Source organism: Fluviirhizobium alvei, from assembly GCF_030551875.1.
GTDB classification, from domain to species: domain Bacteria; phylum Pseudomonadota; class Alphaproteobacteria; order Rhizobiales; family Rhizobiaceae; genus Rhizobium_E; species Rhizobium_E alvei.
Window position 1 is genome coordinate 1 of record NZ_JAUOZU010000009.1, and the last position, 23,954, is coordinate 23,954.

Here is a 23,954-nt window from a genome sequence, read left to right on the forward strand (position 1 = left end):
TGCGGCCAGCGATGGAGACGGTGGATAGTTTCATTGGTGTTCTCCTTGCATCGAGCGTCAGGCGCTCCTCATCTTGTGAACTGCTGCAGGAATGTCTGCGACAGCATCGTTCAGCTAAGCCGGCGCCAAAGTTCGGCGATCTTCTGCTCAATCTCATCCGGTTGACGGGCGGTACCATATCCGATTTCACATATGTCGCGACCTGGCAGGGCTTCGTATACGTTGCTTTCGTGATCGACGCCTTCTCCCGCCGCATCGTTGGCTGGCGGGCAAGCCGGACGGCGCAAGCGGGTTTTGTCCTCTACGCACTGGACCAGGCACTCCATGATCGGCGGCCCATCCATCGCGGCGGGCTCATGCACCATTCCGACAGGGGCGTGCAATACGTGTCGATCAAGTATTCCTGGCGGAGGCGGGCATCGAGCAGTCTGTCGGAAGCGTCGGCGACAGTTACGACAATGCTCTCGCAGAAACGATCAACGGCCTTTACAAGGCAGAGGTCATCCATCGACGAGGACCATGGTGCAACTCCGAAGTGGTAGAGTTCGCCACACTCGAATGGGTCGACTGGTTCAACCACCGACGTCTTCTGGAACCCATCGGAAACATCCCGCCAGCAGAGGCAGAAGAACGATGCTACGGCATGCTGGACGCGCCGGCCATGGCGGCATAGCTTAAACCAAACGGTCTCCGGCAAACCCGGGGCGGTTCAATGCTTGTGTGAGGCTAAACACCTAGCAGGCTGTTGAAAAAGGCTCTCGCCTGATGGGGCTGGGGGTGATGCACTGAATCAACGGGCTTCGGGGATGATAGAATGCGCGGCGGAGATATGTCGCCAAGCTGCTCGCGAACAGTTGGATCAGCGCTGGCTTGCGCAATATCGCAAGGAGTATCTCGGGGAGTTTCAGAAAGTAGCTGAGATGGATTTGATCGGCCCTCAATCCGACGCGCCGGAGGCATAGCCGCACGCTGCCGGCGAAAGAAACCTGTCTGGTCCCATCGGACTGCTGAACGCGTTAGCCTCGTTGGACCCGGTAATACGATTATCGTCTACTCACCAACGCTTTGCTGATCCGCCCATATCATCCCTGCAGCATTGAAAGAGGTGATGCCGATGCCGTCGAACATGTCCGTCGTCGAATGATTTGAGACTTTTTGGGCTTTGGAAGAGTGGAGTTTCCGGCTCGGTTTGCGGGTTGATCTAAGCTGCTTTGGTCTGGTGGTTCAAGCGGCGCTGTTTGATGGTGTCGCGTTTGATCCTTTCGCGTTCGAGCAGGATGGTATGGCCGCGCCCGAGATAGACGTCGGCGGGCGTGAGATTGTCGAGGCTCTCGTGGTATCGTCGGTGATTGTAATGCTCCACGAAGGCCGCGATCTGGGCTTCGAGGTCTTCCTTGAAGAAGTAGTTTTCCAGCAAAATGCGGTTCTTCAACGTCTGATGCCAGCGTTCGATTTTCCCTTGTGTCTGCGGATGGCCGGGAGCGCCGTGAACCTGGTTGATCTTGTATGTCTCCAGCCATTCACCGAGATCGGCAGCGACGTAACACGGGCCGTTGTCGGACAGCAGGCGCGGCCGGTGCTCCACCTTGACCTTGTCGCAGCCTGAGGCGGCCAGCGCCAAGTCGAGCGTGGCTGTGACATCATCTACCTTCATGCTGGTGCATAGCTTCCAGGCGATGATGTATCGGGAATAATCGTCGAGAATGGTCGACAGGTAGAACCATCCCCAGCCGATGACCTTCAGATAGGTGAAGTCGGTTTGCCACATCTCGTTCGGCCGCGTGGTCTTGTCCTTGAACTCGTCATGGGTCTTGATGACGATATAGGCCGGGGACGTGATCAGGTCATGGGCCTTGAGCAGGCGGTAGACCGAAGCCTCTGAGACGAAATAGCTTTCCGTGTCGGTGAACTTCACCGCCAGCTCGCGCGGCGACAGGTCGGCGTGATCGAGCGCCATGGTGACGATCCGGTCCCGGACATCGTCGGGGATGCGGTTCCACACCTGTGACGGCGCGGATGTTCGGTCCTCCAGCCCCTCGACGCCATGGGTCATGAACCGATCATACCAGCGATAGAAGGTTGGCCTGGGAATGCCGAGCTTGTCGAGTGTCTGCGTGGCCGACAGATGAGACTGCTCGACCAACCGGATGATTTCCAGTTTCTCTGAGGCGGGGTATCTCATTCTTCGTCGCCCCCATCCCCGATCATGCTTTTTTTGAGCAGGCGGTTCTCCAGAGTGAGGTCGGCTAGCGCCTCCTTCAGGTCGCGGCTCTCCTTACGCAGCGCTTTCACCTCGTCACTCGTTGCTGAACGGGAGGTATCGCCTGCAAGGCGCTTCTTGCCAGCTTCGAGGAATTCCTTGGACCAGCTATAATACAAGCTCTCGGCGATCCCTTCACGGCGGCAGATCGCGGCAATGCTGTCCTCACCGCGCAAGCCTTCCAGCACGATGCGGATTTTTTCTTCGGCTGAATGGTGCTTGCGCGTCGCGCGGCGGATGTCCTTGATCGTTTTCTCTGCCGCCGATGTCTGCGGCCCGGATTTTTGTCTCATCTTCGCTTCCTTTGATAGAGCTACGATGAGCCGAAAATCCTCTCTTCTCAATTAAGCCAGTTTGGTCTCGAAGGCGCTGATCCTGGACACCTTGCCGCTTCGACCCTGCCATGGCCGGCGATGATCACATTGTCGACGGTTGCGATGACGGGACTGACGAATCCGAATTTGCTGATCGATGACGCAATCATCCTCAGCTGCTTCTTCGAATGCGTTCTGGCGTTCTTTGGGTGAGACCTTAAAATGTCGATATCGACGAGCTTGACTTCCAGCATGACACCTCTATCCTAAATTGCAGAAAATCTTCAGAAACACGTCTCCCGTGCCTGTACTGTTTCTGCTGGTTGCGCCGAGATCGTCCCGGCACTGCGTCGCTGGAGTTTTGCTACAGCGCGTTTTTCCAGAAAATGGAACCCGGCTGATGACACCGTGCCGGTTTTTGACTGAACTTCGGCGCTTGATGGATTTGCGGATCGATTAAGCTTTTGGCCGTTTGGCTTCTCTGGGCGATGTCATACTTTTCCGCAGTTCTCTCGCTTTCCCTGTATTTTTCCCTGTTTTTGGCAAGGCGCGAACGGAGACCGGTTCGAAGCCGACTGTCTCTTGCACCATTCTTTCCTTGAAAAGATGTTAGTTCTGGACATCGCCTCGCATTGGCCAGCTCCGTTTCAGTTGAATTGCCGGAGAAAGCGCGTTCCCATGCCGAAAAAACACATTCTCCAGATCAAGCAACAGATGATACTCTGATTGCCAGTTGTGCCATAAGGCTGCTTAGGAGAGCAGGTGACGCGCTCCTGCAAATGACCCCGAGCTGGAGGATGCCCGCTGGTTCGGAAGGTGCCGACGAAATTGCATTCCATAGACAGGGTGTATCAGTCGGAAAAGCCGTAGGGCGTGTCGGTGCGGCGATAGTTGTCGGGAAGGATCTGGCGGCCGATCGGCGGTTCTGAACGCGACCGGCAATCGGTGCGCTGGCAGAGCCGACAGGTAATGCCGATGGGTGTCGGGGTCGTGGTCGCGGCCTGCTGGTTGAAATAGACGAGGCGATCGGCAAAACTCGCCTCACAGACCAGAGCTACTGCTCTCGTAACGGTCGGCAGCCCAAAACCGCCGCCGCCGGAACTGACGGTGCGGGCAATGGAGACGAAGCGCTGGCCGTCCGGCAGTTCGAGAAGCTGTGTTAGCACCGTACGAGGCTTCGCGAAGGCCTGGTGCAGACTCCAGAGCGGACAGCCGCCGCCATGGCGGGCGAAGGGGAAGTTGGCGCTGTCGAGCCGTTTCGACACATTGCCGGCGGCATCGACGCGGATGAAGAAGAACGGTACCCGCTCCTGTCCCGGCTTCTGCAGTGTCGTCAGGCGGTGGGCCGTCTGTTCGAAGCTGGTGCCGAAATGCCGCGCGATCGCCTCGACATCATATTTGCGCGTATCGACCATCCGGACAAAGGCGGTGTAGGGCATGATGATGGCGCCGGCGCAATAGGCCGCGACCGCGCGGTGCGCGAGGCGGGCCGCACTTTCGGACTTCAGATTGCCCTCATCGACCGTTTTCAGGATCTCTTCGCCGAACTCGATATAGGCGAGCTGCTGGGCGAGCTGGAAATTCTGGCTGGCAGTGTCGAGACTGTCGTCGAGGAGCACCTCGCGCCGGTGCCAATCGAGCCGTCTGAGGCTGCCGGTCATGACCTCGACCGGCAGGCGCCTGACCGTCAAGGCATGCTTCTGCTTGAAGTAGGCGCTGAAACCACCGGCCTGCTGAACGGCATTGGCAAGTTTCTCGGCGGCGGTATCGAGAAGCGGAAAACAGTTGCGGCGTGCGGTGAGGAAGCCGCGCACCGCCGCGACGGGATCGGCTCCCATCTCGATGCCCTGGTCGGCGGCGACCTGTCGCTGGTCGGCGAGCACGAACTGGGCTTCCTTGTAAGCGGTGTAAAGGCGCAGCATTGCCTCGGTGAAACCGGGGAAACTGCTGAGCACATCGGCCACTTCGAGCGGCGACACATCGCTTTCGGCAAAAATCGGATCGCGCATGGCAACCCGCAGCCGCTCGGTCAGCTCTCCGCCATGATCTTCGAGTGCGGAAGCGAGATCGATCTTGTAGGCCTTGACAAGCCGCAGCAGCACTTCCGCCGTCACCGGACGCTGGTTGCGTTCGATCAGTGCGATATAGGAGGGCGAGATCTGGAGATCGTTCGCCATCTGGGCCTGGGTAATGCCCATGTCCTTGCGCAGGCGACGCAGACGGGGGCCGATATAGTTTCCGAGCTTTTCCATACTAACATTACAACATTACAGAATTTGTTTGTAAAGATATACAACGTCACACCGACAGGCCTTCCGGAGCGTGATCGGGCAGGCTATCCCGGCTTCATCGAACATGAACTCGCGGAGATGACCATGTCTTACCAGACCTACCTCGAAGAAGCCTCCAAGCTGATCGGCAAGAGCAACAACATGTCGGGCATCTCGGCCGAAGCCGTCGCTCGCATGCGCCTGCAGAACCGTTTCCGCACCGGGCTTGATATTGCCAAGTACACCGCCAAGATCATGCGGGCCGACATGGCTGCCTATGATCTCGACCACGCCAAGTACACCCAGTCGCTCGGCTGCTGGCACGGTTTCATCGCCCAGCAGAAGGTCATCTCGATCAAGAAGCATTTCGGCACAACCGACCGTCGTTACCTCTACCTCTCGGGCTGGATGGTTGCTGCGCTGCGCTCGGAGTTCGGCCCGCTGCCGGACCAGTCCATGCATGAAAAGACCTCGGTTCCGGCCCTCGTCGAAGAACTCTACACCTTCCTGCGTCAGGCCGATGCCCGCGAACTCGGCATGCTGTTCCGCGATATCGATGCCGCCCGCAACGCCGGTGACGAAGTCAAGGAACGTCAGCTCCTCGACAAGGTCAACAACTACCAGACCCATGTCATCCCGATCATCGCCGACATCGACGCCGGTTTCGGCAATGCAGAGGCAACCTACCTGCTCGCCAAGAAGATGATCGAAGCCGGCGCCTGCGCGCTGCAGATCGAAAACCAGGTCTCGGACGAAAAGCAGTGCGGCCACCAGGATGGCAAGGTCACCGTTCCGCACGAGGATTTCGTCGCCAAGATCCGCGCCTGCCGCTATGCCTTCCTCGAACTTGGCGTCGATGACGGCATCATCGTTGCCCGCACCGACTCGCTCGGCGCCGGCCTCACCAAGCAGATCGCTTTCTCCGCTAAGGAAGGCGACATCGGCGACCTTTACAACTCCTACCTCGATTGCGATGACGTCACCGGCCAGACCCCGTCGAACGGCGATGTCCTCATCACCCGTGGCGGCCGCACCCTGCGTCCGAAGCGCCTGCCGTCGAACCTCTACCAGTTCCGCGAAGGCACCGGTGCTGACCGTTGCGTTCTCGATTGCATCAACGCAATCAACAACGGCGCCGACCTGCTCTGGATCGAAACCGAAAAGCCGCATGTCGAGCAGATCGCTTCGATGATGGACAAGATCCGCGACGTCATCCCGACGGCCAAGCTGGTCTACAACAATTCGCCGTCCTTCAACTGGACGCTGAATTTCCGCCAGCAGGTCTTCGATGCCTGGCAGAAGGAAGGCAAGGACGTTTCGGCCTACGATCGCGCCAAGCTGATGAGCGTCGATTATGACGAAAGCGAACTGGCCAAGGAAGCTGACGAGCGTATCCGCACCTTCCAGGCCGATGCTTCCATGCGCGCCGGCATCTTCCATCACCTGATCACGCTGCCGACCTACCACACCGCGGCTCTGTCGACCGACAATCTTGCCAAGGAATATTTCGGCAGCCAGGGCATGCTCGGCTATGTCGCCAACGTCCAGCGTCAGGAAATCCGTCAGGGTATCGCCTGCGTCAAGCACCAGAACATGTCTGGTTCCGATATCGGCGACGACCACAAGGAATATTTCGCTGGCGAAGCCGCGCTGAAGGCCGGTGGCATCCACAACACGATGGGCCAGTTCGCTGCCTGATCGTAAAGACGCAACAAGTTATGTGGGCGGTGAAAACCGCCCACTTTGCGTTTGATGAAAGCATGGAATGGGTGCCTGCAACGAGGCGCCCGATCAATCATCGACGCTTGGTATCAGTCTTCCGAAAGGTGCCGCTGGGCGGATGCCTTGACATGGCCGACATGGGTCAGCAGGCCGGAAATCACGACCGGATCGACATCCGCCATCATTTCCTTGATCCAGCGCTCATGGGCATCTGCCATGCCCTCGAAATAGCTGCGCCCCTTGTCCGTCAGGCGGGCCACAGTCACACGCTTGTCATCCGGCAGGCGTTCCCGAATGATGGTGCCGTCTGCCTCTAGCCGTTCGACAAGCCCCGTGACATTGCCATTGGTCACCATCGTCCGGCTTGAAAGTTCCCCGAGCCGAAGTCCGTCCTTCTCCCGGTAAAGCTGCGCCAGAAGGTCGAATTGCGGCAGGGTCGCGCCGAACTCGCTGCGCAGCCGGCGGCGGATCTCCTGCGACATCAGTTTCGTCGTCGCCAGAAGCCGCAGCCACAGCTTCAGTTCCTGTTTCTTGCCCTCCTGGGCGTCGCTGACAACGAATTCGAGATCCATCTTGGTTCCGTCTTCTACTATATTTCCGGTCCCTAACTGATGGAAGTGCAACTCTGCGTCAAGTGAAATCCTTGAGGCCTGAAACAGTTGCCATCGGCTTGTGCCAGGCGCCGATGGCGGGGTTGTTGTTTGCTGTCAGCCGGCCAGCATCCGCGCCAGCAGGAAGCCGGAACCCGCACCGGTTCCGGCACCCGGCCATGTTGCGGCGCCGCACATGTAAAGCCCGTCGATCGGGCTCTTGTAGCGCGAATAGCCTGCGACCGGCCGGAACAGGAAATTCTGGTCGAGATGGTGCGAACCCGACAGGCTGTCGCCGCCGATAAGATTGGGGTTTTCCCGCTCGAGATCGACAGGCGACCAGACCGACCGACCACGGACCAACCCGCCAAGACCCGGCGCATAGGCCTCGATGATCTTGAGCACGCGATCGGCGTAGGCTTCCTTGGCGGAGGCCCAGTCGGTCACCGTGATCTCGCCCGCTGCATCGCCTTTGATATCGGCGGGCAGCACGCGCACCTGCACCCAGAGCACATGTTTGCCATCCGGGGCGCGCGACGGATCGAGGGCCGTCGGTTGGCCGACAACGAGCGCCGGTTCGCGCGGTAGCAGTCCGGAGATCGCCTCGTCATAGACCCGGTTCATCATCGAGAGGTTGGGGGCGATATGGACATAGGCGTAGGATTTGAGCGCCGGTGACGCAGCCCAGTCCGGCAGGCGATCGAGCGTCAGGTGGATCATCATGGCGCCTGGTCCGGAGCGATAGGCTTTCAGCCCTTCCGAGAAGCGCGCCGGCAACGAGGCGGCTGGCACCATGCCGCCGAACAGGATTTTCGGATGTACGTTGGAAATCACGGCCTTGCGCGCGGTCAGCCGTCTTCCGTCGCACAGGACCACGGTCTTTGCCCGACCCTGCGAGAGTTCGATCGATTGAACCGGGGCATTGAGAAGAAGCGTGCCGCCCTTGGCCAGCAGCAGGCCCGACATGGCCTTGATGATCGTATCGGCACCGCCGGAACCGATGACCATGCCGAAGGCCTGGTTGGTCATGGTCTCGAGATAGGGAAACAGCGCGCCGCCGGCGGCATCCGGCGGAAAATCGAGATGCAGTCCCCAGGCAGCCATCATCGCCTTCAGCTTTTCATTGTCGAAATGGCGATCGAGAAAGCCGCGCGGCGAAGACATAAGCAGACGCAGGAGATCGTGAAGCAGCGGCAGGCCGCCGGCACGCCAGGCTTTCCACACCGTTTTCACGCTGGCGAAGGAGGGCATCGGCGCGCCCAGAAGCCCGAAGAGATGCGGCGCCATGGTGCCAAAGGCCGACGACATGGAGGCGAAGCTTTCCGCATCCCTGGACGAAAGGGCGGCAATGGCGCTCCGGTTCGCCGCAGCGTCGGTTCCAATCCCGAGATGGGTCCCATCGGGAAACACGCTCGCAAAACAGTGCGGCGCCGGCACGAATTTCAACCCGTGCGCGGCAAGATCGCCGGCATAGAGCTGGTGGAAGGCTGAACCGGCAAACATCGAAAGGTTCATGGCGCAGAGGTCGTGCCTGAAGCCGGGCTCGATGAGTTCCTCGGTCTTGACGGCGCCGCCGGCGGTCGGCTTGGTCTCGACAACGGCGACTTTCCAGCCCTTTGTTGCGAGATGGATCGCTGCGGCCAGCCCATTGTGGCCGGCGCCCACGATCACGGCATCGAATTCAGACATAGGATCCCCCGATTTTCGGAATTATTTTTGTATGCATACATTTTTCCAAAACAGGCTCAAGCCCAATCTCATTGCCTGGCGGGTATTCATGGGTCGAAATCCGCCAGAAGGAAGTGTTAATAGTGCAATTGATGGACGGTTTGTCGCGCGCATGCTGAGATGGAGTGCAAGAATCGCATCATGAAAATGCTTGCATTTACATATTTTATGAAATAGCGTTTCCGGTAATGCAGGACCTTGCCGGCAGTCCGGCCGGCCACCTGCTGCCAACAAGGGGAACGCCATGGCAAACTCGCTCAATCAACTCGCTGCCGGCCTGCTGACGGGCTCGGTCAAGGTCGTCGATCTCACTGCGCCGCTCGGCCCTGAGACGCCGGTTCTTTATCTGCCGCCACAGTTCGGCAAGAATACGCCGAACGTCAAGGTCCATACCATTTCCGCCTATGACCAGGACGGTCCGTTCTGGGCCTGGAACTGGCTTGAGCTCGGCGAACATACCGGTACCCATTTCGATGCGCCCTGTCACTGGATCACCGGCAAGGACAATCCGCAGAACACGACCGACACCATTCCGCCGCAGAATTTCGTCGCGCCCGTCAATGTCATCGACCGGTCGAAAGAGGCTGCAGCCGATCCGGACTATCTCCTGACTGTCGACAGCATCAAGGAGTGGGAAGCCGAGAACGGCGAGATCGAGGCCGGCACCTGGGTTCTCATGCGCACCGACTGGTACAAGCGCAACGGCTCCACCGAGACCTTCCTTAATGCCGATGAGAATGGCCCCCATTCGCCGGGTCCGACGGCAGAAGCGATCGAATATCTTCTGTCGAAGGGCATCATCGGCTGGGGCCAGGAGACGATCGGAACCGATGCCGGTTCCGCTGGCGGCATGAACCCGCCGTTCCCTGCGCACAATCTCATGCACAAGGCCAACAAATACGGCCTCGCCAGCCTGTCGAATCTCGACCAGCTGCCTGCCAAGGGTGCAATCCTCATTGCCGCGCCGCTGAAGCTGGTCAAGGGCACCGGTTCGCCGGTGCGTGCCCTGGCGCTGATCGCCTGATTGCAGCAAAGGCGGCGGACAAGGTTCGCCGCCTCTTGCCTGCAGGCTCTTTCTTTCTCACCATGGAAGCTGCCGGGAGCGCCATGCGTTCGCTGGCTTTACGTCTGGAGGCGACCCATGAGCGTTCCCGATTACATCGTCGTTGGTTCCGGCATCAATGCGCTGGTGGCCGCTGCCATGCTCGGCAAGAAGGGCAAGAAGGTTCTGATGCTGGAGCGTAACGCCCAGCTCGGAGGCTGCTTGCGCACGGAAGAAGCGACCGTCCCCGGCTTCGTCCATGACGTGATGGCAACGACCATGGTGCTCTTCATGACATCGCCGGCCTTTGCTGCGCTAGGCAAGGATCTGGAAGCGCGAGGCCTCGAATTCTGCCATTCGGCTCTGCCCACGGGGGTTCTGCGTCCGGACGGAACGCATGCCATCCTCAGCATGAAGCGCGAAGACAACATTGCCCGCTTCGACGCTCTCGCGAGCGGCGATGGCCAGGCGTTCGATCGCGAGATGAACCGTTTCGGCGGCAATGCCGGCTTCGTTTTCGGGCTCCTGGGTGGCAATCTCTGGTCGATGGCAACCGCAAAACTGGTAGCGAAGGAAGCCTGGAAACGCGGCCTCAAGGGCTTGGCCGCCTTCTTTGGCGAAGCCTTGGCTCCCGCGCGCGGCTATCTCGAAACCACCTACCGCTCCGAAGAAATGAGGGCGCTCTGGGCGCCTTGGGCTCTGCATTGCGGGCTCGGTCCGGAGAGCAGCTATTCGGCCGAGATGACCAAGGTGATCGGCTTTGCGATCGAACTTGCGGGCTGCCCGATCGTGAAGGGCGGTGCTGCCAATCTCGTCAAGGCATTCGAGCGCCTGATCCGCGACCAGGGCGGGGAAATCCTGACCGGCGCCGATGTCGACCAGGTGACGGTTGGGGCAGGCGGACGCGCTTCCGGCGTCGTTCTCGCCGATGGCCGCAAGTTCACCAGCAAATCGGGCGTCATCGCCTCCATGACCCCGGACCAGATCTATACCCGTCTTTTGAAATCGGCGCCAACGCCGCTTCCGGAAAGTGTTTCGGATGGTTTAAAAACCTACCGATACGGCAAGGGCAACATGCAGATCCATTACGCCCTGAAAGAAGCGCCGCGCTGGAAGGCAGGCGAAGAACTCGGCAAGGTCGCCCTCCTGCATCTGACGCCGGGGCTGGATGGCGTATCGAAATCGTCCAACGAGGCGGAGCGCGGCATGCTTCCCGCCGAGCCGACGGTTTGCGTTGGACAGCCGACTTCGTTTGATCCGAGCCGGGCGCCGGAAGGGCAATCCATCCTCTGGCTTCAGTTGCCAGACACGCCGCGCTTCATCAAGGGCGATGCAGCCGGCGAACTGGATTGCCCGACCGATGGTCGCTGGACCGAGGCTCTGCGCGAATCCTTTGCCGATCGCGTCGAAAACATGCTGCGCCACCATATAGAGAATTTCGACGAAGCGGTGATTGCCCGCCGCGTCTATTCGCCCGCCGATCTCGAAACCATGAACATGAATCTGGTCGGCGGCGACCCCTACGGTGGATTCTGCGGGCTGGACCAGTTTTTCCTCTGGCGTCCGTTCAAGAGACCGAATAACCACATGACGCATGTGCCGGGGCTCTATCATATCGGAGCGTCCACCCATCCGGGGCCCGGCCTTGGCGGAGGATCTGGCTTCTTGCTGGCATCCTCATTGAAGTAACGAGGAGCAACGCGGGATGGAGAACGGTTTTTCCGGCGAGGTTCTCGGGCCGCCCGGCTCCGAGGACGGTCGCATGCCGAGCCTCGGCGAAATGGGGCTCAACCACTTTGCGCCCTACATCATGAACCGGATCATGGCGCGCTGGAACGCCAACCTGGCCGATGAATTGCGCGCGCGCGACATCACGACGGCCAAGATGCGGGCGCTTGCCGTCCTTTCGGTCTCGACATCGCTGACGATCAATGAACTCTCTGTCTTCGGCGTGACGGAACAGTCGACCATGAGCCGCACGGTGGATTCTCTCGAAGAGCAGGGGCTGATCAGCCGTACGCCGCGTGCTGACGATCTGCGTGTGCGCGATGTTTCCATCACCGAGGAAGGCCGTAACGTCTTCAACGAAATCTGGCCGCTGATGTATGATGGTTTGCGCCAGATGTTTCGCGACATCGATGACGACGAATATCGTGCCTTTCTCACCACTTTGCACAAGATCCTGCGCAACGTCCGCAAGAACGAGATCTGAGCGGTCAAGCCATACCGATTTGCCGCCGCGCGTATAAACATCAAGGCCGCCCGAAAGGGCGGCCTTGATCATTCAGAGCGTCGCCACCGTTTTCAGTGCACCATCGAGCGCCGTGCCGTTTTCATCGAGCAGAGCTGCCTGCCGCAACCGGCGCATCCAAGCGGCGCCATCCTCGCGGTCAGCGAGTTTCGGCAAGGCCGACATCACGCGATCGAACTTGGAGAGGCCGCGCGAATGGGTATCCGAATAGCCCTTCACGAGCCGGCGGTTACCGAGAATCTCGACAGCCAGATCATAGTTTTTCGGCAGCAACCGCAGCGCTTCGCCAACCCACGCCTGGCGATGTTCGGTCTCGATGGCATGGCGCAGGCTGCCGCGTCGGAACCGGCGCAGCGCCGAGACGAAATAGAGCCCGGTGAACCAGAACAGCGTACCGGTCTTGACGCGACGACCCTTGTCGATCCGGCGATTGAGCCAGTTGAACAGTCCGGGCCTGTTCTCGATCCAGCGTCCGAGCGCTTTGGGCAGCGTGCCGCAAACTTCTTCCATCCGCGGATGCATATATTCGGTGGTGTAGAGAAGCTGGTCGGCCTTGACGCCGACTTCCTTCTTCACGCGGTCGAAGCGCGTGGCTCGTGTCTTCAAATCGGCGACCCGGATGACGTCGTCATAGGCCATGGCGATCGCCACATATTTGGCAGCCTGTGCAGTAAAGGCAAAATCCTTGGCTTCGCCGCCATTGGTCCTGTCGGCACTGTAAAGCCGGGCGACCTCATCGAGATATTCATTGGCATAGGCCGGATCCTGGAAATCGGTCAACTTCTTAACGCCGGCATAGAGCATGGCATGGATGGTTGCCGGAAACTCGTTGCGGATGCGGGCAAGCAGCTTGTCGAGGGCCGGATGACCCGCCTTGGCCGGTAGTGGTGCGAATGTCTTGCCCGGCTCGGCCGAGAGCTTGTCGTTACCGCCCTTGAGCACGCGCTCATAGGCGGCATTGAAGGCGCGCAGACTGGCTTCCACACCCTTGCCGCCTTTGCGCACGGTGGCTTCGAAAGCCTCCTTCGTGAAGGGCAGGGCGCCTGAGGCGCAAAGGGCGCCGAACATCGAGGCCGAAATCACGCTGCCATTTTTCACCGCCAGCGTATCCATGTCGAAAGCGATCGTCTTTTTCGCGGCAAAATCGGTGGCATCGACAACCACAGTCGGGTTGCCGGTGCCATCACCCGGCTTCTCCTTTTCGCCCACCGCATAGGAACGGTGCGTAGACGCGATCAGCATCGTTTTTTCAGGGGTGACGAGGCCGCGCAGCACCGAGCGTCCGGCTTCCATCAGCTCGGCGGCGAGCACGACATCGACATCGCCTGGTGTCGGCATCAGCGCTAGCACCGGTTCCACACCCTCGCGGGCTTTCAGAAGTTCGAGATAATAGATGGTGGCGCCGGTTCTCTGGGCGACACCGGGAACCGAGGTGGTCTGCGCCACCCAGCCTTCACCTTCGGCGAGATCGACGATCCAGTCAGCGAGGACGCCGCCGCCCTGTCCACCCATGGCGAGAATGGCAAGCGCCAGCGGCTTGTCCTGAGACAGCATGGCAGACGTGTTTTCGACATGTACGTTCATGATGCTGTCCCCTCAATCTGCAAATACGATGCGGCCGGCGTCGCGGCGCTTCTGTAGCCAGCCGATGACGGCTGCGCGGATACGGTGGGCAAACCGGTCCCAACCGGTCGGATTGTGGATGACGTCGGCGCGATAGAAGGAAGGACAGAGGACGGCTGCCTCCGAGACCTCGCCGCAATTGCCGCAACCGACGCAGGAATTGTCGATCGCCGCGACCGGATCGTCCTTGAGCGGGTCGTCCGTATGCTTGACCGACAGCGACGGGCAGCCGGACAAACGGATACAGGCGTGATCGCCCGTGCAGACATCCTCGTCGACGCCGAACCGTTCCTTGACCATGCGCTTACCGTCCTTGACGGCTTTCGCAAATTGCGGCTTCACGCGGCGCTGCTTGTTCAGCATGCATTCCGAGGAGGCGACGATGATCTTCGGTCCCGGTTCCTTTGTCGTCAGCGCTTCCTTCAGCGTGTCGCGCATCTTGGCCACATCATAGGTGCGGTCGATCTGGCGCACCCAGGTCGCTCCGATACCCTTGACCGCATTGACGATGGAATTGTTGGTCTTGCGTCGCGGATTGAGCGCTCGCGAGGACATGATGTCCTGACCGCCCGTTGCCGCTGAGTAGTAATTATCGACGACAAGAATGACACCGTCCTGCTTGTTGAAGACGGCATTGCCGACCGAGGTTGCCAGGCCATTGTGCCAGAAGCCGCCATCACCCATGACGGAAATCGAACGCTTGCCGGCTTCGACATTGAAAGCGGATGCGGAGGCCGGCCCGAGCCCGTAACCCATCGTCGTGCCGCCGATATTGAAGGGCGGCAGGATGGAGAAGAGATGGCAGCCGATATCGGCCGAGACGTGATGTTCTCCCAGTTCCTTTTCGACAAGCTTCATGGCGGCGAAGATCGGGCGTTCCGGGCAACCGGTGCAGAAGCCGGCCGGCCGCGGCGGTACGACCTCGGCAAGGGCCTTGACCTTCGGATCCGAAAGCACCGGCTCGGGATTGGGAACCGGCGGTCGATTGCCAAGAAGGGCAGGGGCATGGGTTTCGATGAAGGTGCCGAAACCCTTGATGAGAACCGGCGTCGTATATTCACCGCCGAGCGGCAGCACGTCCTTGCCGGAGATCTTTGTCGCGATATCGCGGCGACGGAAAAGCGCATGCAGCGTGTGCTCGATATATTCGGGAGCGCCTTCCTCGACCATGAGGATTGCCTTCTTGCCCTCGGCAAAGGCGATCAGCTCCTCATCCACCATCGGATAGGAGACGTTCATGACATAGAGCGGAACCCGGCAGTTGCCATAGACATCGGCCAGCCCGAGATGCTGGAGCGCCCGCATGGCACCATTATAGACGCCACCCTGAAGCACGATGCCGATTTCGCCCTCGTCGGGACCGAAGAACTCGTTAAGCCGGTTTTCGCGAACGAAGTTGACAGCGGCCGGCCAGCGCTTTTCGAGCTTTTCCTTCTCGTGCACGAAAGAGGCCGGCGGCAGCACGATGCGATTGACGTCACGGCGCGGATTTTCGAGCGCTTCCTTGAGCGTATATTCGGGACGCTTGTTGTCCTTGGCGACAAAATGGCCGTGGACATGGCAGGACCGGATGCCGACCTGCAGCATGACCGGCGTGTTCGAGGCTTCGGAAAGCTCGAAGCCCTTTTCGACAGCCTCGACGATCGACGGCAGGTTCGGCCGCGGCGTCATCAGCCACATCTGCGATTTCATCGCAAAGGCGTGGCTGCGTTCCTGCATGATCGAGGAACCTTCGCCAAAATCCTCGCCGATGATGATGAGAGCGCCGCCTGTCACCCCGCCTGAGGAAAGATTGGAAAGCGCATCGGAAGCAACGTTGGTTCCTGCCGTCGATTTCCAGGTGACCGCACCGCGCACGGGATACATGACGGAGGCCGACAGCATGGCTGCCGCTGCGGCCTCGGAGGCGGACGTCTCGAAATGGATGCCGAGTTCTTCCATGACATCCTTGGCATCAGCCAGAACGTCCATCAGGTGCGAGATCGGTGAACCCTGATAGCCGCCGACATAGGACACGCCCGATTGCAGCAGCGCTTTCGTAATGGCGAGAATGCCCTCGCCACGGAAGATGTCGCCATCCTTGAGTTTCAGATCCTCAACTTCACGTGCGAATGATCGCTCTGCCATGACGTTCCCCATCTTGTTGGCAATTTGTATGCAAATGCATATAATGCCAGTTCGAATGTGTCAATTGCATAAATCGACGCCGATCAAGCGCCTATTCCCCCTGAATTATACGTGTTGAAAAATATTCCGATACATATTTAATTCGAAAATCCGCCTTCGCACCTCTTGTCAAAGGCCAATTTTTCATTTTAAGTTTAAAACAATCAAAAATCCGGAAGAGACCGGAATTCCGCAAGGGGAACGAAGGAGTCCAACATGACTGACATTACGCGTCGTGGCGTACTGGGGCTGGGTGCAGCAACGGTGCTGACAAGCATTCTTGCAGGCCGTCTGCCCGTGCAGGCCGCCGAAACCGATACGCTGACCATTGCCTTCAATGCCAATCTGCCGTCTTTCGACGGCACGGTTGGTCTTTCGGGCGTCAATCCCGCCATCCAGGCGATCTATCGCTCGATCTACGATCAGTATATCGGCCAGAAGCCGGATCTCGCCTTCGAGCCTGGCCTCCTGACGGCCTGGGGCTGGAACGACGACAAGACGCAGGTATGGATGGATGTGCGCGAAGGCGTAAAGTGGCACGACGGGTCCGATTTCACCCCGGAAGATGTCGTCTGGTCGCTGACGCGCGCCGCCAAGCCTGAAACCGGTAACCCGGTCGCCAGCGTCTGGGCCGGCATCGGCAACTATAAGGTTGAAGGATCGCGGATCACCGCCGATGTGCTGGCATTCGATCCGACCATCTTCAAATGGATGGCGTTCCTCACCGGCTACGTTCTGCCCAAGGCCTATTATGAAAAGGTTGGCGCTGAAGGGTTCGAAAAGAAGCCGATCGGCACGGGCCCCTACATGTTCGACGCTTACGAGGGCAATTCCTTCCTGCGCCTCAAGGCCAACCCGAACTATTGGGGCGGCAAGCCGGCGTTTGAGACCGTGATCTTCAAGTTCGTGACCGATGCGACGAGCCGCGTCGCCGAAATCGAATCCGGTTCGTCCGACGTGACCCTCGAAATTCCCTTCGAGGAATTCGACCGCCTGAAGGAGATGGAAGGCCTGGCCGGCGTCTCGTCCCCGATCTCCGATATCGGCATGATCTTCATCACCAATGTCGAGCCGATGCTGGACAAGAATGTGCGTCTGGCCGCCCACCATGCCATCGACAAGGCCGGTATCGTCAAGAAGCTCCTGCGCGGCTATGGCGTGCCGATCGATACGCTCGAAGCACCGGAATATGCGGCTTTCGATCCGTCCATCAAGGTCGAGTACAATCCCGACAAGGCTGTCGAACTGCTCGCAGCCTCGGGCTTCTCGAAGGAAAATCCGGTCAAGTTCAAGATCCAGACCACCCGCGGCCTCAAGCCGAAGGACTATGAGATGATCCAGGCGATCGTCGGCATGTGGCGTAAGGTCGGCATCGAGGCGGAAATCGAAGTCTACGAAATCGCCAAGCATTTCGAACTGCGTGCCGGCCACAAACTTGCGCCGGCTGCCTTCTACAACTGGGGCAATGCGATCGGCGATCCGACCACTTCGACAGGCTTTGCGATGTTCTCGAAGTCGCCGCATTCCGGCTGGAAAACGGACGATGTCGATGCCCTCATCGGCCCGCTCTGGGGCGAAAAGGATGAAGAAAAGCGCATCGCCGGCTGGAAGGCTGTCGATAAATACATCGCCGAGCAGGGCTACGTGATCCCGCTCCTGCAGTATGTGCAGCCGATCGTCTTCAAGTCTTCGCTGAAGGTAACGCCGAACGTTTCGAGCGCGCTCCAGCCGACTCTCGTCTCCAAGGCCTGAGCCGAGGTGGTTTCCCCTTCTCCCCCATGGGGGGAAGGTGGTCCGCAGGCTGGATGAGGGGGGTGCGCGCGGGGCTTCGTTGAATGTCTTGCCGCGTCGACCCCTCACCCCGCCTCCGCTGCGCTCGGCGGACCTCTCCCCGAGGGGAGAGGTCCAAGAGGCTGCGGCTTGCTCCCTCTTCTCCCCATGGGGAGAAGGTGGCGCGCAGCGCCGGATGAGGGTTCCCATAGGGCCATTGCGGCCAAAGAGACCGCACTGCTGCGATCTCCCAATCTCAAGACTTCGAAGGCAGCAGGAGGGTTATCATGACCGCTTCCGATCTTCTCAATCGCCTCTTCATGGCTGTGCTCACCCTTGCCGGTGTCGCTGTCGTCGTTTTCTGTCTCTTGCGCATCGTGCCGGGCGATCCGATCGCCATGATGATCTCGCCGAGCGCCACGCCGGCCGATATCGCGGCCCTGCGCGCCCATTACGGGCTTGATCTCAGCCTGCCGCAACAGTTCTTCATCTGGTCCAAGGATGTCCTTCGGGGCGATTTCGGTATATCGATTTCCCAGCGCCGCGATGTCATGGAGCTTATCGGAGAGCGCCTGCCAGCAACGCTGGAACTGGCCTTTGCCGCGCTCGTTTTCGGCGTCATTGCCGGTGGTGTGATTGCCACGCTCGGCACGCTTGCCCGCCGCACGGCGCTCGATCCGACGCTCGATTTCGTCAACGGCCTGTTCCTCGCGGTGCCGGATTTCGTCTGGGCGCTCGCGCTGGTGCTCATCCTCGGTGTGTTCTGGCCGCTCTTTCCGCTCTCGGGTCGTATCGATCCTGCTCTCTCGACGGATTTCTACACGGATTTCTATCTGATCGAGAGCCTGTTGACCCTGAAGTTCGCAGCCTTCGCCGATCTCTTCATGCATCTTGTCATGCCGATGCTGGCGCTTGGCCTGCCGCTTGCGGCCATCGTCATCCGCACGCTCAAGGAAGCGCTCGCCGAAGCTATGGTGCAGGACTATGTGCTGCTTGCGAAACTCAAGGGAATGTCGCCGATGCGTCTCGTGCTGCAGGAAGCGCTCCGCAATGCCATCGGCCCGACGCTGACGCTGACCGGCGTCCAGTTCACCTTCATGATCGGCGGCACCGTGATTGTGGAGCGCATTTTCTCCTATCCGGGTCTCGGAAACATGGCGATCGATGCGGTGATCAACCGCGACCTGCCGCTGATTCAGGGGATCGTGCTGACCTTCGGCGCCATCTTCATTCTCGTCAACATTGTCGTCGATCTCATCGCCGCCTGGCTGAACCCGAGGCAGGCCCATGGCTGAAGTCGCGACCTCTCAAGCCCCCGTCCATTCCCGGAGCCTGCCGATGAAGCAACTGAAACCGCTCCTTCGCGAGCCCCGCGTGGTGATCGCCGGCGGCTTCATATTGCTCCTGCTGCTGATAGCGGTTTTCGCGCCCTTCATCGCGCCGAAAGACCCGCTCGAGCAGGATCTGATGCTCGGCACCATGCCGCCGGCCAATTATCCGGATGCAGAGCCTGGCTATTGGCTGGGGACCGACGATCTCGGACGCGATGTTTTGTCCCGCGTCCTTTATGGGACGCGCATCGCGCTTACGGTCGCTTTCGTGGCGGCCAGCCTCTCGGCGCTCATTGGAACCCTTCTCGGTCTGGCTGCAGGCTGGTATGGCGGCTGGGCCGATCGCATCATCTCCCGGCTCGTTGATATCTGGATGGCCTTTCCGCCGGTCTTGCTGTCGGTCCTGCTCGTTGCCGTCATGGGATCGGGCCTGCATTCGGTTATTGCCGCCATCGTCATTATCGACTGGACCCGCTTCTGTCGTGTCGTGCGCGCCGAAACCATGGCACAGGCGCGGCTTGACTATGTAACGGCAGCCGAGACGATCGGCTTCTCCCGGTCCCACATCCTGTGGCGGGAAATCCTGCCCAATGTGGCGCCGGTACTGATCGCGCTTGTCAGCCTGGAAATGGGCATTGCGGTGATCGTCGAAGCCATTCTCTCCTTCGTCGGCCTATCTCTTTCTTCCGATACACCGACCTGGGGCGGAATGATCGCACAGGGCCGCCAGATGATCCATCAGGGCTGGTGGGTTTTCGTTTTCCCCCTTATCGCGCTGTTTGCCACCGTGCTCGCCTTCAACCAGTTGGGCAATGGTTTGCGCAGGGCGCTCGACCCGGTGATGCGCCGATGACCAATCCTCTAATCTCCATCGAGGCGCTCAGCGCCATTTCCACCCGCGATGCCGGCCAGCCGGTGCTGCGCGATGTCTCGCTCACCCTTGAAAAGGGCGAGGTGCGCGGTCTCGTCGGTGAATCCGGTGCGGGCAAGTCCACCATTGCCAAGGCGCTGCTCGGCATCCTGCCATCGACCGTCAAGGTCACGGGCGGCTGGATCCGCTTTGAAGGCCGGGATCTTTTGGCGATGGCGCCGCGCGATCTTTCCGCCATCATGGGGCGCGACATTACCCTCATTCCGCAGGATCCGCAGACGGCCCTCAACCCGACCCGGCGGATCGAAGCGCAATTGACCGATGGCTTGCGGCTCAAGCTCAACATGGGCAAGGGGGCGGCGCGGGAACGCGCCCTGCAATTGCTCGACGAGGTACAGATCCGCGATCCGGAGCGGGTGCTCAAGGCCTATCCGCATGAGCTTTCGGGCGGCATGCGCCAACGTATCCTCATTGCCTCGGCCTTCGCGCTCAATCCCAAGCTGGTCGTCGCCGATGAGCCGACAACGGCCCTCGATGTGACCGTGCAGAAGGAAATCCTGCGCCTCATCCGTCGTATGCAGGAAGCCCATGGGACGGCGGTTATCTTCGTCACACACGATCTCGGTGTCGTCGCCAAGATCTGTGATCAGGTGACCCTGCTCTATGCCGGCAAGGTGATCGAAGATGGGCCGACGGCCGAACTGTTGACGGCGCCAAGGCATGTCTACACAAGAGCGCTGATCGCTGCCGGGCCACGTTACGACCAGCCGAATGCCGGGCTCGAGCCGGTGCCCGAATCCGTCTTCCGGCAGTTGCGTGCCGAAATCGGCATCGCCGAAAGGAGGATCTGACATGAGTGAACCACTTTTCGAAGCCAAAGGCATCGAGGTGACCTATGGTAAGGCCAGTGGTCTGCTCGGTCGGGGATGGAAGGGTGTCCGCGTGCTTCACGGCGTCGACATCTCCATCCGCCGTGGCGAAACGATCGGCATTGTTGGCGAGTCCGGTTCCGGCAAGACCACGCTCGGGCGGGCCCTTCTGAAACTCGTGCCGATTTCCGGCGGCTCGATCCGTTTCGACGGACAGGACATCACCAATATGCCAGCAGCGGCCATGCGCCCGCTGCGCCGCCGCATGCAGATGATCTTCCAGGACCCGATGGCGTCGCTCAATCCGCGCCACTCCATCCGCCAGATCCTCACCGAACCCCTGTTCCTTCACGGTCTTGCCAAGACCCGAGAAGAAGCAGAGCGGCAGGTTCGGGCCATCCTTGATCGCGTCTCGCTGCTGCCGGTCGTGCTCGATCGCGCGCCGCACGAGCTTTCGGGCGGTCAGCGCCAGCGTGTCGGCATTGCCCGCGCAGTGCTGATGAAGCCGGATTTCGTGCTCGCCGATGAGATCGTCTCCGGCCTCGATGTTTCCACCCAGGCGCAGGTCCTCAATCTTCTGAAGGCGCTGTCGCAGGAAATGGGCCTCGCGATGGCCTTCATCAGCCACGATCTGTCGGTTATCCGCGCCGTTTGCGATCGCGTCTATGTGATGCGCTTTGGCAAGGTTGTCGAAGAGGGTCCGTGCGAAACCGTGTTCGATGCGCCGCAATCTTCCTACACGCGCCTGTTGCTCGACGCCATTCCACTGCCGGAAATCGATCCCGATTGGCTGACGCGACCGGCACCCGCTCTCGAACCCGCCTGATCAGGAGCATGACCATGACCTCTTCCGTATCGGCAACCAAGGGTCTGCCCGGTCTCGTCGGTCACGACCATACCGGGCTTACGGTTCCCAATCTCGATGAAGCGATCGATTTCTTCGATCGGGTTCTCGGCTGCACCCATGTGCTGACCTTTGGTCCGATCGGGGATCCCGAAGGCAGTTTCATGACGGATGCGCTCGGCGTCCATCCACGCGCCCGGATCGAACGCGTGGCGATGATCCGCTGCGGCAATGGTTCCAATCTCGAACTGTTCGAATATTCCGCACCCGATCAACGCGATCTTCAGCAGAAGAACAGCGATATCGGCGCCTTCCACATCGCCTTCTACGTGCGCGACATCGCTGCTGCCAAAGCCTATCTCGATGCCATGGGTGTCGCGACACGGCTCGGTCCGCTACCGATCGAGGATGGCCCGATTGCCGGCCAGTCGATCCTCTATTTCCAGGCGCCGTGGGGTCTTCAGTTCGAGGCGATCAGCTATCCCAACGGCATGGCTTATGAGGCGATCAGCCCTGTCCGGCTCTGGAATCCCGAAAAGCCGGGCATGTGAAGACTTGTCATCGACAGTAACAATTATTGCGCATTTTTCGTTATTGACGCATAATGTACTGCGTCGAAGGAGAATTCTGCAATGAATGTATCATTGGGCGAACGCTGGGAAAAATTCGTCGAGCAGACTGTGCGTGAAGGACGCTACGGCTCGGCGAGCGAAGTCGTGCGCGAAGGCCTCCGTCTGGTCGAGGAGCGCGAGATTCGCCTGAATGCCCTGCGGACGCAGTTGAATATATCGATCTCCTCGGGAGGCGACAATAATGACGAGGCGGTCGACGCCGCGTTGGCAGAGGAAGCCAGGCAGTTGGTAGCCAAAGGCTACTAACGTGGCGCGCCTCAGTTTTCTTGATAGTGCCAAATCGGACCTCGTCCAGATCCTGCGCTACATAACCACGCAAAGTGGATCACTGACGCAAGGTCAGGACTTCGTTGCAGAACTCCGGCAAAAATGCCGTAAACTGGCAGATCTGCCGGGTCTTATGGGGCGCCCACGCCCCGAATTGCGAGACGATATCCGCAGCTTCGCATTTCGAGGCTATGTGATTCTCTTTCGCTACATCGAAGACCGGTTTGAAGTCGTCAACATCCTGGAAGGACATCGAGACATCGACGCCTTTTTCGAGGACAACGACCGTCCAGGATAAATCACCTTCCCCGAACCCGCCGCAGCGTTTCAGAGGGGCTTTCCCCGAAGGCTTCGCGATAGGCTGAAGCAGCCCGTCCGAGGTGACCAAAGCCGGATGCCAACACGGCATCGGCGACGCTGAGCGTTGCACTGGGTTTCAACAGCAGGCGCCGTAATGTTTCGAGACGGGCCAGTTGAACGCCGTCCGAAAGCGTGCGGCCGAGCGCCTTGCGATAGGCCTCCTGCAATGTCCGGAGTGGAATGCCTGCCGCTTCGGCAATATCGGCCATCGAAATGTTTTCAATCGCATGGGCACGGATATAGTCTTCCGCCTTGCGCACGGGCGCAGATCCGACATCGCTCGAGGCTTGGCCGAGCAGGGATGCGCCGTTGTTCGCAAGCCCGGTGAGCAGCAGCGAAATCAGCCCATCGCGCAGCATGGTTCGGTAGGTGTCGGGAAGCGCGGCCCCACCTTCGGCGGCTTCGAACATCATCCTTGTGTGCGAAAAGATGCTGCGCCCGACCGAACTGGTGAGATCGATCGCTGGATCGAACTCGATCGGGCCGCGGGCGCGATGCGTCAGGGTCTCGTAGAAATCCTCCACCACACTCCGGCGCATCAGGACGATGAGCTTTTCGCAGCCGGCCTTCCAGACCATCCGCGAAGCGAGCGTCGGCGACAGGAGCGAACCGCATTGGCCGGCGGAGGTTTCGGCAATCCGTGTGCCGCAACGAACGCTGGCTGCGCCTTGCACGGGCAATTGCAGCAGGAAGAAATCGGACAATTCACCCGGATCGATTTCCACTTCGGCACCATAGGCGACGAAGTTGACGGAATAGCCGGGCTGCTCGACCGCATTGTGCACGGCGTGAAATCCATCATGCGAACGCCCGTTCACCGACAGGAAATGTGGACAGAAAATGCGCCCGATCGCATCGCGCGCTTCATCGACGGCACGGGTATCCACCAGTCCGTGATGCTGTAGGGGTCTTGCAATCGCATCGATCATCGGCGGTTTCCCGGTCGAGAGCCGAAATCAAACCACATCTGCCGAAAACGGACAAGGCATTGCGCAAAGCGGATTGCCGATCGTCAACTTCGGTTCATGATTAGTTTAAACATAA

At 59.8% G+C, this 23,954-nt stretch carries 20 protein-coding genes and 1 pseudogene; 13 read left to right on the forward strand and 8 right to left on the reverse strand.

The window, feature by feature from the left end; all coding sequences use genetic code 11:
- Positions 1-176: 176 nt before the first annotated feature.
- A pseudogene (locus Q4481_RS13730) lies at positions 177-673 on the forward strand (DDE-type integrase/transposase/recombinase); the annotation flags it as partial.
- A 528-nt stretch (positions 674-1,201) separates the two neighbouring features.
- Here the strand turns inward: Q4481_RS13730 and Q4481_RS13735 are convergent.
- From Q4481_RS13735 to Q4481_RS13745, 3 genes are all read right to left on the reverse strand, one after another.
- A protein-coding gene (locus Q4481_RS13735; protein ID WP_304377179.1) for an IS3 family transposase occupies positions 1,202-2,553 on the reverse strand; the annotation gives its coding sequence in 2 pieces (ribosomal slippage) (positions 1,202-2,217 and positions 2,217-2,553; 1,353 coding nt in all).
- Positions 2,554-2,600: 47 nt separating this feature from the next.
- A complete protein-coding gene (locus Q4481_RS13740; RefSeq protein ID WP_304376962.1) occupies positions 2,601-2,828 on the reverse strand; it encodes a ParB N-terminal domain-containing protein in 228 nt (75 codons plus the stop codon).
- Between the two features lie 597 nt (positions 2,829-3,425).
- Positions 3,426-4,826, reverse strand: a complete 1,401-nt coding sequence (locus Q4481_RS13745; protein ID WP_304376963.1) for a helix-turn-helix domain-containing protein — start codon at positions 4,824-4,826, stop codon at positions 3,426-3,428.
- A 123-nt stretch (positions 4,827-4,949) separates the two neighbouring features.
- Here Q4481_RS13745 and Q4481_RS13750 point away from each other — a divergent pair, with 123 nt between their 5' ends.
- The gene (locus Q4481_RS13750) at positions 4,950-6,542 is read left to right on the forward strand and encodes an isocitrate lyase (protein WP_304376964.1); all 1,593 of its coding nucleotides are present in this window, start codon (positions 4,950-4,952) and stop codon (positions 6,540-6,542) included.
- Positions 6,543-6,655: 113 nt separating this feature from the next.
- Here the strand turns inward: Q4481_RS13750 and Q4481_RS13755 are convergent, their stop codons facing one another.
- Positions 6,656-7,138 carry a MarR family winged helix-turn-helix transcriptional regulator gene (locus Q4481_RS13755; RefSeq protein WP_304376965.1) on the reverse strand — a complete coding sequence of 161 codons (483 nt, stop codon included), beginning with the start codon at positions 7,136-7,138 and terminating at the stop codon, positions 6,656-6,658.
- Positions 7,139-7,273: 135 nt separating this feature from the next.
- Complete coding sequence (locus Q4481_RS13760) at positions 7,274-8,845, reverse strand: phytoene desaturase family protein (RefSeq protein ID WP_304376966.1); 1,572 nt, start codon at positions 8,843-8,845, stop codon at positions 7,274-7,276.
- Between the two features lie 283 nt (positions 8,846-9,128).
- Between Q4481_RS13760 and Q4481_RS13765 the strand changes: the two genes are divergently transcribed.
- The 3 genes from Q4481_RS13765 to Q4481_RS13775 all read left to right on the forward strand — a co-directional run bounded on the left by Q4481_RS13765 (position 9,129) and on the right by Q4481_RS13775 (position 12,138).
- The gene (locus Q4481_RS13765; RefSeq protein ID WP_304376967.1) at positions 9,129-9,908 is read left to right on the forward strand and encodes a cyclase family protein; all 780 of its coding nucleotides are present in this window, start codon (positions 9,129-9,131) and stop codon (positions 9,906-9,908) included.
- Between the two features lie 117 nt (positions 9,909-10,025).
- Complete coding sequence (locus Q4481_RS13770) at positions 10,026-11,615, forward strand: phytoene desaturase family protein (RefSeq protein ID WP_304376968.1); 1,590 nt, start codon at positions 10,026-10,028, stop codon at positions 11,613-11,615.
- A gap of 16 nt (positions 11,616-11,631) precedes the next feature.
- A complete protein-coding gene (locus Q4481_RS13775; protein WP_304376969.1) occupies positions 11,632-12,138 on the forward strand; it encodes a MarR family winged helix-turn-helix transcriptional regulator in 507 nt (168 codons plus the stop codon).
- A 72-nt stretch (positions 12,139-12,210) separates the two neighbouring features.
- Here Q4481_RS13775 and Q4481_RS13780 read toward each other — a convergent pair whose 3' ends face one another.
- Both Q4481_RS13780 and Q4481_RS13785 read right to left on the reverse strand, forming a co-directional pair.
- Positions 12,211-13,761, reverse strand: coding sequence for an indolepyruvate oxidoreductase subunit beta family protein (locus Q4481_RS13780; protein WP_304376970.1), 1,551 nt, complete (start codon positions 13,759-13,761; stop codon positions 12,211-12,213).
- Between the two features lie 12 nt (positions 13,762-13,773).
- A complete protein-coding gene (locus Q4481_RS13785) occupies positions 13,774-15,927 on the reverse strand; it encodes a ferredoxin family protein (RefSeq protein ID WP_304376971.1) in 2,154 nt (717 codons plus the stop codon).
- 255 nt (positions 15,928-16,182) lie between these two features.
- Between Q4481_RS13785 and Q4481_RS13790 the strand changes: the two genes are divergently transcribed.
- From Q4481_RS13790 to Q4481_RS13825, 8 genes are all read left to right on the forward strand, one after another.
- The gene (locus Q4481_RS13790) at positions 16,183-17,718 is read left to right on the forward strand and encodes an ABC transporter substrate-binding protein (protein WP_304376972.1); all 1,536 of its coding nucleotides are present in this window, start codon (positions 16,183-16,185) and stop codon (positions 17,716-17,718) included.
- A gap of 305 nt (positions 17,719-18,023) precedes the next feature.
- The gene (locus Q4481_RS13795) at positions 18,024-19,031 is read left to right on the forward strand and encodes an ABC transporter permease (protein ID WP_304376973.1); all 1,008 of its coding nucleotides are present in this window, start codon (positions 18,024-18,026) and stop codon (positions 19,029-19,031) included.
- A gap of 43 nt (positions 19,032-19,074) precedes the next feature.
- A complete protein-coding gene (locus tag Q4481_RS13800; protein ID WP_304376974.1) occupies positions 19,075-19,920 on the forward strand; it encodes an ABC transporter permease in 846 nt (281 codons plus the stop codon).
- On the forward strand, positions 19,917-20,789 hold the full coding sequence (locus Q4481_RS13805; protein WP_304376975.1) for an ABC transporter ATP-binding protein: 873 nt from the start codon (positions 19,917-19,919) through the stop codon (positions 20,787-20,789). Before Q4481_RS13800 ends, Q4481_RS13805 begins: the two co-directional genes overlap by 4 nt.
- A 1-nt stretch (position 20,790) precedes the next feature.
- Positions 20,791-21,633, forward strand: coding sequence for an ATP-binding cassette domain-containing protein (locus Q4481_RS13810; RefSeq protein ID WP_304376976.1), 843 nt, complete (start codon positions 20,791-20,793; stop codon positions 21,631-21,633).
- Between the two features lie 14 nt (positions 21,634-21,647).
- Positions 21,648-22,202 carry a VOC family protein gene (locus Q4481_RS13815; protein WP_304376977.1) on the forward strand — a complete coding sequence of 185 codons (555 nt, stop codon included), beginning with the start codon at positions 21,648-21,650 and terminating at the stop codon, positions 22,200-22,202.
- An 81-nt stretch (positions 22,203-22,283) separates the two neighbouring features.
- Entirely contained in the window at positions 22,284-22,529 is a 246-nt protein-coding gene (locus Q4481_RS13820; protein WP_304376978.1) for a type II toxin-antitoxin system ParD family antitoxin, read from the forward strand.
- Position 22,530: 1 nt separating this feature from the next.
- Positions 22,531-22,848 carry a type II toxin-antitoxin system RelE/ParE family toxin gene (locus Q4481_RS13825; protein ID WP_304376979.1) on the forward strand — a complete coding sequence of 106 codons (318 nt, stop codon included), beginning with the start codon at positions 22,531-22,533 and terminating at the stop codon, positions 22,846-22,848.
- Between the two features lies 1 nt (position 22,849).
- Here Q4481_RS13825 and Q4481_RS13830 read toward each other — a convergent pair whose 3' ends face one another.
- On the reverse strand, positions 22,850-23,839 hold the full coding sequence (locus tag Q4481_RS13830) for an AraC family transcriptional regulator (protein ID WP_304376980.1): 990 nt from the start codon (positions 23,837-23,839) through the stop codon (positions 22,850-22,852).
- Positions 23,840-23,954: the final 115 nt, after the last annotated feature.

Excerpts from the sequence above, each read along its gene's own strand:
- Q4481_RS13755 (WP_304376965.1), bottom strand. The coding sequence starts at position 7,138 with ATGGATCTCGAATTCGTTGTCAGCGACGCCCAGGAGGGCAAGAAACAG.
- Q4481_RS13770 (WP_304376968.1), top strand. The coding sequence starts at position 10,026 with ATGAGCGTTCCCGATTACATCGTCGTTGGTTCCGGCATCAATGCGCTG.
- Q4481_RS13815 (WP_304376977.1), top strand. The coding sequence starts at position 21,648 with ATGACCTCTTCCGTATCGGCAACCAAGGGTCTGCCCGGTCTCGTCGGT.
- Q4481_RS13760 (WP_304376966.1), bottom strand. The coding sequence starts at position 8,845 with ATGTCTGAATTCGATGCCGTGATCGTGGGCGCCGGCCACAATGGGCTG.
- Q4481_RS13795 (WP_304376973.1), top strand. The coding sequence starts at position 18,024 with ATGACCGCTTCCGATCTTCTCAATCGCCTCTTCATGGCTGTGCTCACC.
- Q4481_RS13750 (WP_304376964.1), top strand. The coding sequence starts at position 4,950 with ATGTCTTACCAGACCTACCTCGAAGAAGCCTCCAAGCTGATCGGCAAG.
- Q4481_RS13805 (WP_304376975.1), top strand. The coding sequence starts at position 19,917 with ATGACCAATCCTCTAATCTCCATCGAGGCGCTCAGCGCCATTTCCACC.
- Q4481_RS13785 (WP_304376971.1), bottom strand. The coding sequence starts at position 15,927 with ATGGCAGAGCGATCATTCGCACGTGAAGTTGAGGATCTGAAACTCAAG.
- Q4481_RS13745 (WP_304376963.1), bottom strand. The coding sequence starts at position 4,826 with ATGGAAAAGCTCGGAAACTATATCGGCCCCCGTCTGCGTCGCCTGCGC.
- Q4481_RS13820 (WP_304376978.1), top strand. The coding sequence starts at position 22,284 with ATGAATGTATCATTGGGCGAACGCTGGGAAAAATTCGTCGAGCAGACT.
- Q4481_RS13775 (WP_304376969.1), top strand. The coding sequence starts at position 11,632 with ATGGAGAACGGTTTTTCCGGCGAGGTTCTCGGGCCGCCCGGCTCCGAG.
- Q4481_RS13790 (WP_304376972.1), top strand. The coding sequence starts at position 16,183 with ATGACTGACATTACGCGTCGTGGCGTACTGGGGCTGGGTGCAGCAACG.
- Q4481_RS13765 (WP_304376967.1), top strand. The coding sequence starts at position 9,129 with ATGGCAAACTCGCTCAATCAACTCGCTGCCGGCCTGCTGACGGGCTCG.
- Q4481_RS13800 (WP_304376974.1), top strand. The coding sequence starts at position 19,075 with ATGAAGCAACTGAAACCGCTCCTTCGCGAGCCCCGCGTGGTGATCGCC.
- Q4481_RS13810 (WP_304376976.1), top strand. The coding sequence starts at position 20,791 with ATGAGTGAACCACTTTTCGAAGCCAAAGGCATCGAGGTGACCTATGGT.
- Q4481_RS13830 (WP_304376980.1), bottom strand. The coding sequence starts at position 23,839 with ATGATCGATGCGATTGCAAGACCCCTACAGCATCACGGACTGGTGGAT.
- Q4481_RS13740 (WP_304376962.1), bottom strand. The coding sequence starts at position 2,828 with ATGCTGGAAGTCAAGCTCGTCGATATCGACATTTTAAGGTCTCACCCA.
- Q4481_RS13780 (WP_304376970.1), bottom strand. The coding sequence starts at position 13,761 with ATGAACGTACATGTCGAAAACACGTCTGCCATGCTGTCTCAGGACAAG.